We start from the raw sequence: 11,882 nt of genomic DNA on the forward strand, positions 1-11,882 counted from the left end.
CAGATGGTGTTTTTAAGCATAATTTTTAACTAGATTAATTATGAGGTAATATAAGCAGAATATTAACAATAACAATGCGGGAATATTGATGCCGAAGTATGTTAAACTGACAGGCAGGATTAATAACACTATTAAGATGCATGATACTGCCAGAGCAGGGATACTATCGAATTTAGGATATCTGACTGTACTGATCATTATTAAAGACACGATTGCAGCCAATATCAATGTAATATATGCATTATATAGTCCGCTTAAATATAATGTTGAAATAATAAATGCGATTCCAGGAATTGGAAAACCTATGAAATCCTTTGTATTAATTTTTTCAGCAATTACATTATATCTTGTTAATCTTAAAACTCCACAAATTACTATTAATAAACTTATGATTACTGTTATTGGTTGAATGGTAATTAATGTGGTGTTAATAGTTGAATATAGAAATACTGCTGGCGCTACTCCGAAAGATACTGCATCAGATAAGGAATCTATATTTTTTCCGAATCCTAATGAGTCATTTCTATCGAGTTTGCGCGCTACCCAACCATCTACTGAGTCAAACATGATTGCAAATATCATAAACAGAGCAGCTAGCTTAAAATCATGGTTTATTGAACTGATTATTGACAAAAAGCCGCAGCTCATATTCAACAATGATATTATATCAGAGATTGCTATAAATCTTGTTATAGATGTATCTTCAATTTTCATGTTATCAAGTAGTAATTTCTAGTTCATGACTTATTAACTTTATCTTTGATTTTAGCTTATTTTTACTTATTCGGGTATTTAGTTATCCAGCCTTGTTATTTTTATGTGTATTTGTTAAATTTTTTATTTTTTCAGAATTCACTTATCATATGTTAAGTTTTTTTAATATTTCCAAGTAATTATTTAGTTTGGTTAAAAAAATTGCGTTTTATTAATTGATTTTCTAAAATTAACCTTAAAAGATAAAATATATATAATAATATTCTTAATAAATATTAAATGTTAGACTGTTAATTAATAGCTAAAATATTTTTTATAAATATCGGTTTTAAGCTTAAATCGGTGTTAAAAATACTTTATCTGTTATTTAAATAGTTGTGGAATTTATATTAATTATATTGCGAGTAGTCAAATGATTGAAGATAATATACGTGTTCTCAGACAAGCTGCAAGGGTAACTACAGACAGTAGTTATAAAGTTGAAAAAACTTGGTGTGTTATTGCAGGTAATGTTGATTTGGTTGATGAGATGGCTTATAAGGCTATTCTGTCTAATTCCAACATTAAAATTCTATTTCGGGAACATGTGATCGTAAAAGATGGTAAATTGGATAAAAAATTTGATTTCTTAATGCTTTATGGGAATTCTATAATAATCAATGAGTTCAAAGAGTATGCAATAAACGGGGGTGGAGCTTATGTTCAGATTCCTCGCAGATATTTATCCGATGAATCTAATCTGATGGTTCTTGTTGCACCTGATAATGTACTTAAATTGGCTCTTTCAACTATTGAAAAATCAAGAATACCATTTAAAATTCTTCAAAAATCTCAAACTACTAGTTTCATCGATGTTGATATAAATAATGATGTTAGATTACCAAATTTCATTAAATCTGCTTTGAAACCATTTTATAATGCAAATGAAGTTGTACTGACTAGTGTTGTCATTTCTGTTGAAAGGGATGAGGATGTTGCAGGATTTCAAAGCGTAGTTACATCTAATAAGATTTTCGTTATAGACTTTAAAGATATTGTAGCGGAGGAATAACCATGAATATTTTTGGAAAAGATGAGGAAGAACCACAAATTGAGAATACCAGAGTCATTAGCAATAGTCTCGGAATTGATTTAGGAACTTTAAATACAGTAATTGCAAAACCGTCTGGTGACAAATTTGATTTATATCAAATTCCATCAGTTGTTGCAGTTAAAAAGGATGACCCTTCAGAAGTTTTAGCTGTTGGTGAAGAAGCTAAAAGAATGCTTGGAAGAACACCTGAGGATATTCTTGCTGTAAGACCTTTGAAAAAAGGTGTTATTGAAAATGTTGTACAGGCACAGGCATTACTCATTAAAGCAATGCAGATTGGTATTAATGAGGGTGAAAGTGTTGGCAGAATTGTTATTGGTATTCCTGGTGATGCATCTGAAGTAGAAAAAAATGCTGCTGAAGAAATCGGCAGAAAAGCTGGAGCTCAAAATATTTTAGTTATCAGTGAAGGTTTAGCTGCTGCTATCGGTGCAGGTTTGCCTATTGCAGAACCAAATGGTACCATGGTTGTCGATATTGGTGCTGGATCAACTGATATTGTTATTATTTCTCTTGGTGGTATTAATGATATTGAAACCGTAAGGTGCGGTGGAGACGATATCGATAATAAAATTGTGGAGCTTGTCGCTGAAAAATATGATGTGGCTATTGGTATTCACGATGCGGAATCTGCAAAAATTGAAGTGGGAATGGTTCATTCCAGCGAACAACTTGAAAACTTAAGTGTTGAAGTAATCGGTAAATCATTAGAAACCAACAGACCTAAAAAAGTTGTCATTGACTCAATGCTCGTTGCTGAAGCAGTCGAACCTTACATGCAACAAATTATTGGCGGTTTAAACATAATCTTGGAAAGATTATCTCCGGAATTAATGATGGGTGTTTATAACAACGCTGTTGCTGTAGGTGGAAGTTCAAGACTCAGAGGACTTAAAGAAAGAATCTTCGATGAAATTGGAATTCCTATAGAAATTTCCGATGATCCTATGACTGTTGTAGCAAAAGGTACTGCTATTGTTGCTGCTGAACCTCTTGCTTTAGAACCTGAAGTCCGTCTTAGGGCTATGAAATAAATATTTTATTTATTTCTCTTTTTTTTATTTTGATTTTTATGGATATTTTAGGTATGGATGAAGCCGGCAGAGGCTCTGTTTTAGGTCCTATGGTTATTGCTGGTGTTATTGTTCCTGAAAAAATGGAAAAAGTTTTAGAACGCATGGGCGTTAAAGATTCTAAAAAATTAGCTCCTCACAGAAGAACTATTTTATCTCGCAAACTTAAAAAAATGTTTGATTATGAGGTTGTTGTCATAACTGCAAGGCAAATCGATGAAATGAGAGCAGAAGGCATCAATCTTAATGAAATTGAAAAGAATGCGATGGAATCAATTTTACTGAAAATGAAACCTGAAAAGGCCATTGTCGATGCTGTTGACGTTAAAGCTGAACGTTTCCAGCAAAATTTATGTAATGACACAGGAGTCAATGTCATTGCCGAACATAAGGCCGATGATAAATATATTGAAGTTAGTGCTGCGTCAATTATTGCTAAAGCCGAAAGAGACGATCAGATTGCTAAAATCAATAAAGATTTCATAAAATCTGGGGGTATTGGTTCAGGTTATCCTTCAGATCCAAAAACAAAAGACTTCCTAGCAAAATATACTTATGATGAAATGCCTGATTTTGTAAGAAGGTCTTGGGCAACTGTTGCCAAAATGAAATGATTTGGCCTATTTTTTAAATAATATTTAAGTATATGAATTAATATATCTAATTTTATAAGTTTTTTAATTAACGTTAATTAGAGGATGAAAATGATTATTGAATTTATTGGTCCATTTATTGATAGTATTGTAGATATCTTCTCTCAGGGTGGAATCATTACATATATCATTCTTTTTATTGGTATTTATGGTTTAATTATTTCAATAAGAAAGATTTTGTATCTTAGAAGAATTAGTAAAGTGGATACTACTGAAATATTTGGTGTTGTTACTGCATCTATGGAAAGAGGCGGTGCAGTAGAAGCATTAAAACAGATTAATGGCTTTAAAAATCCTATTTCTAAGATTATTTCTGAAACTTTAAAAATTGGTTATAAAAATAAAACCGAAGTTGAAGAAAGTATGGAGCAGATTTTCATTGTTGAAGTAGCAAAAATGACTAAAGGATTAAGTACAATCAGGACTATTACAGAATTAGCTCCTTTCTTGGGTTTGATTGGTACTGTAATAGGTATTTGGATGACATTTAAATCATTAGGTGTTCATCCGGATTCTGCAGCTATGGCTGAAGGTATCTATGTTGCTTTAACAACTACAATTATGGGTCTTTTAGTTGCAATTGTTTTATTGCCGATTTATTCTTACATTCAAGACCTTATTGAATCTGAAATGGACAAAATTGAATTAGCTACAAAAATGACCAATTGGGGTTTTGCTGTAGTTAAAGTTAGAGTTGATTCTAATGTTGAATGTGCGCTTGAAGCTTTACAGGAAGCTGAAGGTGTTGTTAATACAAGATTAATTTCCGACCCTTATGCTAACATTAAGGTTTCATTCAAGCCTAGTATGTTGGATAAGAGTATTTCAAATATTATTTTAGAAAAATGTAATGTTAATGCTGAAATTACTGAAAGTAAACTGAAACAATAGGTGATTAGATGGCAATTGATGTTAAACGACATAAAAAGAAAGTTTTGGATCAAAAACCAAGTATCAATTTAGTTCCTTTTATTGATATTCTTTTCACAATAATGATTTTTTTAGTTGTAACAAGTAACTTCTCAGCTACTGATGTTCAAACTGATGATTCTGATGTTGCCTCTGAGGCTACCGGAAAACCAAACGTAACTGATGTTTCCGGTGATCAGGAGTATTATATTGTGCCTGTCGCTAATTTGCATAAGGTTACAGTAAACGGTCAGGATAGATCTGATGCAATCTCGGGAGGGGCTGTTGGTGTTCAGGCTAAGGTAATTGACCAGGGTCAAGTTTCAATTAAGCCTGGTGAAATTGTGATTACAACACCGCCTGACATATCTGTAGAAAAGGCAGTTCAACGTCCGGAAGTATAATTTTGGGGGAAATATAGTGTATACTGGTAGAATTTTATCAACAGGGATGAATAGTGATGGTAAACCTTTTGTAGCATATCGTGTTTCAAGCAGGTCATTTCCTAATAGGCAATGCTTAAAATTTGAAAACCGTGCTGCTATCGTGCCAAAGGAAGGTTTTGAAAAGGATATTTATGAGAACACCTATATCACATACAACTGTGTCCGTATCGTAAGAGATATGGCTATTGTATCAAACGGTTCTCATACTGATGTTATAGCAGATAAGATTGCTTTAGGAATGAATATCAAGGATGCAATTGCATATTCATTGCTTACTATGGATTATGAAAAGGATGACTATCATACTCCAAGAATTGCCGCTGTTGTTACATCAACAAATAAGAAAGATGAATATGGATGTTATATTGGAATAGCAAATGATAAAAAATTATTAGTTGAACAGGTTCCGTATGGAGATGCGGTTTTCATCTCAACATATGGAAGTCAAGTGCATGATTTAGTAGAATTTGATGCTAAAACTGCTGCGGATTCAGCCAAATTTATTTTTGATGAAGGTACTTTTGCTAATTATAAAAAGCCGGTAACTTCTTGTGCAGCTGTTTTTGATGGAGAATGGACTATTGATGTCTATAATCCATAATTTTATTTTTTTTTAATTTTTTTTTTAGATGATATTATGACAATTGAACTGATAGGTTTAGAGAATATACCCATTGTTGATGATAGTGATGATATTTCAGCAATTATCAAAGATGCAATTAACACTCAGGGATGTTCAATCAAACATGGGGACATTATTTTAATTGCCGAGACATTAATTTCAAAATCTGAAGGCAATTTCATTAAATTGGATGATTTGACTCCATCTGAAGACGCTTTGAGTTTAGCTGAACAGTCCCAAAAAGACCCGAAACTTGTTGAAGCAATCCTTCAGGAATCAAATGAGGTTGTGCGAGTAGGGCCTAAATTCATTATCACAGAAACAAAACATGGTTTTATCTGTGCAAATGCAGGTATTGACGAGTCCAATGTCGGAGACGGTTTAGCTACTCCGATGCCCGAAAATGCTGATAAATCAGCTTTTGAAATTAGAGAATTTTTGGAAAAAGAATTTGGCGAAGAAATAGCTGTGATTATTACTGACACTCAGGGAAGAGCATTCAGATTTGGAGCTATAGGTACTGCTATTGGCTGTTCTGGAATTTCACCTCTTTGGAGAAGAGTCGGTGAAAAAGATTTGTATGGTAGAGAACTGGAAACAACTGAAATTGCTACTGCTGATGAGCTGTCCGCTGCGGCATCTCTTGTTATGGGACAGGCTGATGAAGGTCTTCCTGTTGTTTTAATTCGAGGGTTTGGCAGTTTTGATGAACTTAGAAACGTTGACTCTAACATCAGTGATTTGCTAATGCCAAAAGAATTTGATGTATTTAGGTAATGGGGAAATATTATGATTACTGTTTTATCTGGTGGAACTGGTACTCCTAAGCTTTTGCAGGGGTTAAAGGAAATAGTCGATCCTAGTGAATTGACTATTGTGGTAAATACTTTGGAAAATGATTATTTTGCTGGCGTTTACGTTGCGGCTGATATTGATACTGTACTGTATACAATGTCTGATATGATAAATGAGGAGTTCTGGTATGGTATTAAAGACGATACATTCATTACTCATGAAAGGCTTGAAGAAATTGACTGTCCTGAACTGTTAAGGATAGGAGATAAGGACAGAGCAACTAAAATACAAAAGACATTGCTTATGGAGAAGTACGGTCTGGCTAAAGCATGTGAAATTCAGGCCAAAAATATGGGTCTGACTTCAAAAATAATCCCTATGAGCAATGAAAATTCAAATATCAAGCTTACCACTGATATCGGCGAGTTGGAGTTTCATGACTTTTTAATAAAACATCAGCAGAAACCTGAAGTTCTCGATATTCAATTTTCAGAAGTTTCACCTGCTGAAGGTGTTATTGATGCAATTAAAAATTCTAAAGCAGTAATTATAGGTCCTTCAAACCCGATTACTTCAATTTTGCCAATATTGTCTTTAGAAGGTGTTAAAGAAGCTTTAAAAGAAACTTATGTTGTTGCAGTATCTCCAATTGTTGGTTCTGATGCGGTATCCGGTCCTGCAGGTAAATTTATGAAAGCATTGGGCATGGATATTTCATCAGTCGGTGTGGCAAAATTATATGAAAATTTTTTAGATAATATTGTAATTGATAATGAAGATGAAAATTTGGAAGGCGAAATAAATCAAATAATTAATAAGGTAACAATTACAAATACTATAATGAATAATTTAGGTGCGAAAAAAAATCTCGCACAAATTATTATGGATAGTATTCCTTAATATTTTAAAGGCGGTTAATCAATGATACAAATGACATTAATACAAATTGACAATTATGGTCCTTGGACTGTAACTCCAAGACCACGTACGGAGTCTGACTTACAAATGCTTCAAGCAAATTTATTCGCTGATTTGAATAATCATTTCGGTAATAAAAAAGGTTTAGTTTTCTTTACCAGATTCGATAATTTGCTTGCAATTTCAAACGGACTTGATGAAGAAGATCATTTAAGAATTCAAAGATCAATCAGAAACAGATATCCTATCACTGTCAGTATGGGTGTAGGCGCTGCTGAAACTCCGCACGAAGCTCAAAAATTAGCAACAATTGCTTTGCAAAAAGCTGGAAGTGCACAGTCCGGTGAAAGAAAAGAAATATTGGCTATTGACAGTTTGGTCAGTGAAGAAGACAGTTATGTTCAGGCAGCTCATATTGATATTAACAGTGTCACTGAAACATTAACAGATATAGAATCTGCTTTTGATACAAGTTTCATGGTTAACAAAGCTCAACATTATTTAATGACAAAATTAATTAAAAAAGGAGCATTATTGTTCTTCATCGGCGGAGATAACTTCATGTCTCCATGTAACGGCCTCAGTGAAAAAGAGATTGAAGAGATCATGGTCGAAATTGATGAAGAAATAGGAATCAAGCTTAAAGCAGGTATCGGTCGTGGAAAAAATGCAGAAGATGCAGCATACATGGCAGATATCGGACTTGAAGAAATCCGTGCTCACAACAATGAAATGTGGACTTGGGTTATTGAAAAAGAATATTGAGGAAAATCATGCTTAAAGTAGTTGCACCTATGGCAGGAATAACAGATGCTGATTTTTTAAATAAGGTTATTCCATACGGTTTTGATGTAGCTACTTTGGGAGGATACAGTCTGGATTCTCCTACTATTGAAGCAAGCCGAAAAATCATCGAAAGGGGAAGAAAAGAATTTGATTTTCCTTTAGATGAAATTTATTCTCATATTGAACGTGAAGCTGCTTCAATTAAAAAGATACATAAAGATGTTAAGGTATCTGCAAATGTACGGTCAATCACTCCGCAGCCAGTCATAGATTTGGATAAAATTGAGGATTTGGATATTATTGAAATTAACTGTCATTGTCGCCAAGATGAAATTGTAGCTATTGGTTGTGGACAGGAAATGTTGAGAAGGGATGATTTGGGTGATTTTGTCTCTCAAATTGTTGATAATGTTGACTGTGAAGTTTCAGTTAAAATCAGAGCTAATGTCGAGGGTATTGATACTTTAGATATAGCAAAAACAATTGAAAATGCAGGTGCAGATTATCTTCATATTGATGCAATGAAAAAAGGAGTATTCGATGCAGACTATGATTTATTAAAAAAAGTTTGTAGGGAAACGAATATTAATGTTATTGGAAACAACTCAGTAAATTCTTTAGAAAATGTTAAAAAAATGATTGATACTGGAGTTTATGGATTTTCAATAGCTCGTTCTCTTATTTCAGGGAATTTAGATTTTAATATTGCTAATTTTTAAATTATTAAAACAATTGTTATTAGAAAGTATTATTAATAGATTAAAATAAAAAATATTTTAATAGGTGATTTCATGGATTTTATAACTCTTAAGAATATTACAAAAACATTCGACGGTGTTGATGTTCTTAAAGATATTAATTTGAAGATTAATGAAGGTGAGACTTTAGGAATTTTAGGACGTAGTGGAAGTGGAAAATCAGTTTTAATAAACATGCTTAGAGGTACATTGGATTATCAGCCTGATGAAGGTCAGATAATGCTTAATCTTGCTGTTTGTCCTGACTGTTTGGCTGTTGATTCTCCGTCACATATTGGTGAAAAATGTAGCTGTGGTGCTACTTTAGAACAAAAAGAAGTTGATTTCTTCAATGCTGAGAGAAAATTATTCGCAAGTATCAAAAGAAGAATTTCCATCATGCTCCAACGTAACTTTGCATTATACGATGAAGAAACTGTAATTGAAAACGTTATCAGAGCAATGGGCGATGAGATGGAATATGATGATAAAATCTATTTTGCTATAGAATTGCTTGACATGGTTCAAATGAGCCATAGGATAACCCATATTGCCCGTGATTTAAGTGGTGGGGAAAAACAGAGAGTAGTGCTTGCAAGACAATTGGCTAAAGAACCTATGATGTTTTTAGCAGATGAACCAACAGGTACTTTAGACCCACAAACTGCTGTAAAACTTCACAATACTTTAAAAGAAGGAGTAAAAGATGAAGGAATCACCATGTTAATTACTTCTCACTGGCCGGAAGTAATGACTGAACTTGCAGATAAAGTAATCTGGTTAGAAGATGGTCAAATCAAAGAAGAAGGAGATGCTCAAACTGTAGTTGGTCATTTCATGGAAACTGTTCCAGTTCCAGAAAAACCGGAAATTCCAGAATTCGGTGAACCTGAAGTAGTTCTCGAAGATGTTAAAAAACATTATTACTCCATTGAAAGGGGAGTAGTTAAAGCTGTTGACGGTGTCAATTTAACTATTAATAAAGAGGAAATCTTCGGTATTGTAGGTTTAAGCGGTTCCGGTAAAACCACAACAACCAGAATGTTAATGGGATTGACTGAACCAAGTAGCGGTAAACTTGATATAAAACTTGGTGATGAATGGATTGACATGACAAAAGTCGGTCCTTTAAACCGTGGTAGAGTTATTCCTTATATCGGATTATTGCATCAGGAATATTCATTATATCCTCACAGAACTATCTTAGGAAACCTTACTGATGCTATCAGTTTAAATTTACCTGCTGAATTTGGTAAAATTAAAGCTACTCATGCATTAACAACTGTAGGATTTACAGAAGATGTTGCAGCAAAAATCCTTGATAAATATCCTGACCAGTTAAGTGTAGGGGAAAAACACAGGATTGCTCTTGCTCAGGTTTTAATTAAAGAACCTAAACTCATCGTATTGGATGAACCTACAGGTACTATGGATCCGGTTACAAGAGTTATTGTAACAGATTCTATTTTAAAAGCTCGTACAGAATTAGAACAAACATTCATTATTGTATCTCACGATATGGACTTTGTTTTAGATGTATGTGACAGAGCAGCTTTAATGAGGGGAGGTAAACTCCTGGATATAGGTACTCCTGAAGAAATTGTTCAGCAATTAACTCCAGATGAAAAAGAAGACATGTTAAAAGACAGATAAATCTTCTTATTCATTTAATCTTTTTTTTTATTATTTTCCAATTCGGACAGTATGTGTCCATTAATTTTTTAAATTTTTTTCCGTGATTGAATTCTATCAGATGGCATAATTCATGAATCATTACGTATTCCAGACATTCAGGGTCTTTTTTTGCAAGATTTAAGTTTAATGTAATTCGTCTGTTCTGATTGCAGTTTCCCCAATTTTTCATGCTTCTGATTTTGACTTCTCTAGGTTTTCTTCCAACGATTTTTGTGCATTTGTCCAAAACTGGAGGAACGGCTCTTTTCATCTCGCTTCTGTAGAATTCATTTAATATTTTGCGTCTTTTATCTATAGTGCTTCTTTTAGGGATTGGCAGATACATAACTGATTTTTCTTCATCAATCAGGACATGTTTGATGTTTTCATTGGAAATCAACTGTAGAGTATATTCCTTTCCCCATAAGTAATGTGTTTCTCCATTGTCATATTTTAGAGGAGCTTTTATGCCATTTTCAAGAATATATTTCTGTTTTTTTAAAATCCAGTCTTTTTTTGACTTAATAAAATTGAAGATGTCTTCATCTGATAAAAAAAGTGGTGCAGATACTTTAACTTCGCCTTCCGGGGGCAGTATCTTCAGGTACATGTTTTTAATGTTTTTTCTCTCCAGGGTGATGGTAATCTCTTCAATAATTATAGTTTCTTTTGTCATGTAATTTTAAATATGGTCAAATAATGTTTTAAACATTGGGGTCAGATTCAAATCTGATATTATAAAGTTCAAATCCTCTGAGGAGATTATCGTGTAGTGGTCGCTTTTTTTGCTCTCTGTAATATTAAGAAGTGTTTCACTTCCAGGTTCCATTTCAATCTTCAGCTATTTTTTTATTATCTTCTGAATTTGGTGTTTATATATCGCTCTATAAAAAAGATTATATATTCAAAGTTAAAATAAATTATATTATTATTTTATATTTATTAACAGAGGAATGAAAATTATTATTGGAGGTTTATCATGACTTGGGAAGATGCACCATCTCATATTTGTAGAGGTGGAGATATTAGAGGACTTGCTTTTTGTTGTCCTCCGGTTAAACCATGTCCTGTATTAAATGCTTTACAGCAAGTTAATTTAACTCCACAGGAGTTTGTCGATATTAAAGTTCAATTTGGAAAAGAAACTAGATTAGGTGAAGGAGCAGGGACCTGTTTTGGTTCACTGGTATGGTGTTGTAAACCATCTAAACCATGTCCGTTAAGAGATATGACATTAAGGAACATGGGAATGAGTCATGATGAATATTTGGACTTGAAAAAAGAACTGTCTGAAAGATTGGTTGGAGTTCAAAAACCAGACCCTGATGAAAGGGCTGAAGCATTAGCTGAAACATTTCACATTTCAAAACTTGAAGCTATGAATGTATTGACTGATTGCAATAATGATTTAAGAGCTGCTGTAAAAGTTTTACATTCAAGATCTCTTGAAAAATCTGATTAA

General features: G+C 33.2%; 16 protein-coding genes. 13 read left to right on the forward strand and 3 right to left on the reverse strand.

Features of this window, described 5'->3' with window-relative positions; all coding sequences use genetic code 11:
- Positions 1-12 precede the first annotated feature (12 nt).
- Positions 13-648: an archaetidylserine synthase gene (locus QZN33_RS01720; RefSeq protein ID WP_296788921.1), complete on the reverse strand. Its 636-nt coding sequence runs from the start codon at positions 646-648 to the stop codon at positions 13-15.
- Here QZN33_RS01720 and QZN33_RS01725 point away from each other — a divergent pair.
- From QZN33_RS01725 to atwA, 12 genes are all read left to right on the forward strand, one after another.
- Positions 566-736: a hypothetical protein gene (locus QZN33_RS01725; RefSeq protein ID WP_296789104.1), complete on the forward strand. Its 171-nt coding sequence runs from the start codon at positions 566-568 to the stop codon at positions 734-736. The two genes, QZN33_RS01720 and QZN33_RS01725, sit on opposite strands and share 83 nt — an antisense overlap.
- A gap of 390 nt (positions 737-1,126) precedes the next feature.
- The gene (locus QZN33_RS01730) at positions 1,127-1,765 is read left to right on the forward strand and encodes a hypothetical protein (protein ID WP_296788922.1); all 639 of its coding nucleotides are present in this window, start codon (positions 1,127-1,129) and stop codon (positions 1,763-1,765) included.
- A gap of 2 nt (positions 1,766-1,767) precedes the next feature.
- Positions 1,768-2,841: a rod shape-determining protein gene (locus QZN33_RS01735; protein WP_296788924.1), complete on the forward strand. Its 1,074-nt coding sequence runs from the start codon at positions 1,768-1,770 to the stop codon at positions 2,839-2,841.
- Between the two features lie 38 nt (positions 2,842-2,879).
- Positions 2,880-3,494 carry a ribonuclease HII gene (gene rnhB / locus QZN33_RS01740; protein ID WP_296788926.1) on the forward strand — a complete coding sequence of 205 codons (615 nt, stop codon included), beginning with the start codon at positions 2,880-2,882 and terminating at the stop codon, positions 3,492-3,494.
- A gap of 90 nt (positions 3,495-3,584) precedes the next feature.
- Positions 3,585-4,424 carry a MotA/TolQ/ExbB proton channel family protein gene (locus tag QZN33_RS01745; RefSeq protein WP_296788928.1) on the forward strand — a complete coding sequence of 280 codons (840 nt, stop codon included), beginning with the start codon at positions 3,585-3,587 and terminating at the stop codon, positions 4,422-4,424.
- 8 nt (positions 4,425-4,432) lie between these two features.
- Positions 4,433-4,846: a biopolymer transporter ExbD gene (locus QZN33_RS01750; RefSeq protein ID WP_296788930.1), complete on the forward strand. Its 414-nt coding sequence runs from the start codon at positions 4,433-4,435 to the stop codon at positions 4,844-4,846.
- Positions 4,847-4,862: 16 nt separating this feature from the next.
- Positions 4,863-5,489 (forward strand): IMP cyclohydrolase, encoded by a 627-nt coding sequence (locus QZN33_RS01755; RefSeq protein ID WP_296788932.1) that lies wholly within the window; start codon positions 4,863-4,865, stop codon positions 5,487-5,489.
- Between the two features lie 36 nt (positions 5,490-5,525).
- Positions 5,526-6,287 (forward strand): coenzyme F420-0:L-glutamate ligase, encoded by a 762-nt coding sequence (locus QZN33_RS01760; RefSeq protein WP_296788934.1) that lies wholly within the window; start codon positions 5,526-5,528, stop codon positions 6,285-6,287.
- A 12-nt stretch (positions 6,288-6,299) separates the two neighbouring features.
- Positions 6,300-7,205 (forward strand): 2-phospho-L-lactate transferase, encoded by a 906-nt coding sequence (gene cofD, locus QZN33_RS01765; RefSeq protein ID WP_296788936.1) that lies wholly within the window; start codon positions 6,300-6,302, stop codon positions 7,203-7,205.
- Positions 7,206-7,226: 21 nt separating this feature from the next.
- Positions 7,227-7,988, forward strand: a complete 762-nt coding sequence (locus QZN33_RS01770; RefSeq protein ID WP_296788938.1) for a GTP cyclohydrolase III — start codon at positions 7,227-7,229, stop codon at positions 7,986-7,988.
- 29 nt (positions 7,989-8,017) lie between these two features.
- A complete protein-coding gene (locus tag QZN33_RS01775) occupies positions 8,018-8,728 on the forward strand; it encodes an MJ0144 family RNA dihydrouridine synthase-like protein (RefSeq protein ID WP_342764132.1) in 711 nt (236 codons plus the stop codon).
- A 72-nt stretch (positions 8,729-8,800) separates the two neighbouring features.
- Entirely contained in the window at positions 8,801-10,399 is a 1,599-nt protein-coding gene (atwA, locus tag QZN33_RS01780; protein ID WP_296788943.1) for a methyl coenzyme M reductase system, component A2, read from the forward strand.
- Between the two features lie 10 nt (positions 10,400-10,409).
- Here the strand turns inward: atwA and QZN33_RS01785 are convergent, their stop codons facing one another.
- Together QZN33_RS01785 and QZN33_RS01790 are read right to left on the reverse strand one after the other, a co-directional pair.
- Positions 10,410-11,096: a M48 family metallopeptidase gene (locus tag QZN33_RS01785; protein ID WP_296788945.1), complete on the reverse strand. Its 687-nt coding sequence runs from the start codon at positions 11,094-11,096 to the stop codon at positions 10,410-10,412.
- Between the two features lie 6 nt (positions 11,097-11,102).
- Entirely contained in the window at positions 11,103-11,249 is a 147-nt protein-coding gene (locus tag QZN33_RS01790) for a hypothetical protein (RefSeq protein ID WP_296788947.1), read from the reverse strand.
- Positions 11,250-11,399: 150 nt separating this feature from the next.
- Between QZN33_RS01790 and QZN33_RS01795 the strand changes: the two genes are divergently transcribed.
- On the forward strand, positions 11,400-11,882 hold the full coding sequence (locus QZN33_RS01795; RefSeq protein ID WP_296788949.1) for a methanogenesis marker 9 domain-containing protein: 483 nt from the start codon (positions 11,400-11,402) through the stop codon (positions 11,880-11,882).

This window comes from uncultured Methanobrevibacter sp. (assembly GCF_900314615.1).
Taxonomy (GTDB): Archaea; Methanobacteriota; Methanobacteria; order Methanobacteriales; family Methanobacteriaceae; genus Methanocatella.

Coding starts and splice junctions, on each gene's coding strand:
- QZN33_RS01725 (WP_296789104.1), top strand. CDS start 566: ATGATTGCAAATATCATAAACAGAGCAGCTAGCTTAAAATCATGGTTT.
- QZN33_RS01720 (WP_296788921.1), bottom strand. CDS start 648: ATGAGCTGCGGCTTTTTGTCAATAATCAGTTCAATAAACCATGATTTT.
- QZN33_RS01730 (WP_296788922.1), top strand. CDS start 1,127: ATGATTGAAGATAATATACGTGTTCTCAGACAAGCTGCAAGGGTAACT.
- QZN33_RS01735 (WP_296788924.1), top strand. CDS start 1,768: ATGAATATTTTTGGAAAAGATGAGGAAGAACCACAAATTGAGAATACC.
- rnhB (WP_296788926.1), top strand. CDS start 2,880: ATGGATATTTTAGGTATGGATGAAGCCGGCAGAGGCTCTGTTTTAGGT.
- QZN33_RS01745 (WP_296788928.1), top strand. CDS start 3,585: ATGATTATTGAATTTATTGGTCCATTTATTGATAGTATTGTAGATATC.
- QZN33_RS01750 (WP_296788930.1), top strand. CDS start 4,433: ATGGCAATTGATGTTAAACGACATAAAAAGAAAGTTTTGGATCAAAAA.
- QZN33_RS01760 (WP_296788934.1), top strand. CDS start 5,526: ATGACAATTGAACTGATAGGTTTAGAGAATATACCCATTGTTGATGAT.
- cofD (WP_296788936.1), top strand. CDS start 6,300: ATGATTACTGTTTTATCTGGTGGAACTGGTACTCCTAAGCTTTTGCAG.
- QZN33_RS01770 (WP_296788938.1), top strand. CDS start 7,227: ATGATACAAATGACATTAATACAAATTGACAATTATGGTCCTTGGACT.
- QZN33_RS01775 (WP_342764132.1), top strand. CDS start 8,018: ATGGCAGGAATAACAGATGCTGATTTTTTAAATAAGGTTATTCCATAC.
- atwA (WP_296788943.1), top strand. CDS start 8,801: ATGGATTTTATAACTCTTAAGAATATTACAAAAACATTCGACGGTGTT.
- QZN33_RS01785 (WP_296788945.1), bottom strand. CDS start 11,096: ATGACAAAAGAAACTATAATTATTGAAGAGATTACCATCACCCTGGAG.
- QZN33_RS01790 (WP_296788947.1), bottom strand. CDS start 11,249: ATGGAACCTGGAAGTGAAACACTTCTTAATATTACAGAGAGCAAAAAA.
- QZN33_RS01795 (WP_296788949.1), top strand. CDS start 11,400: ATGACTTGGGAAGATGCACCATCTCATATTTGTAGAGGTGGAGATATT.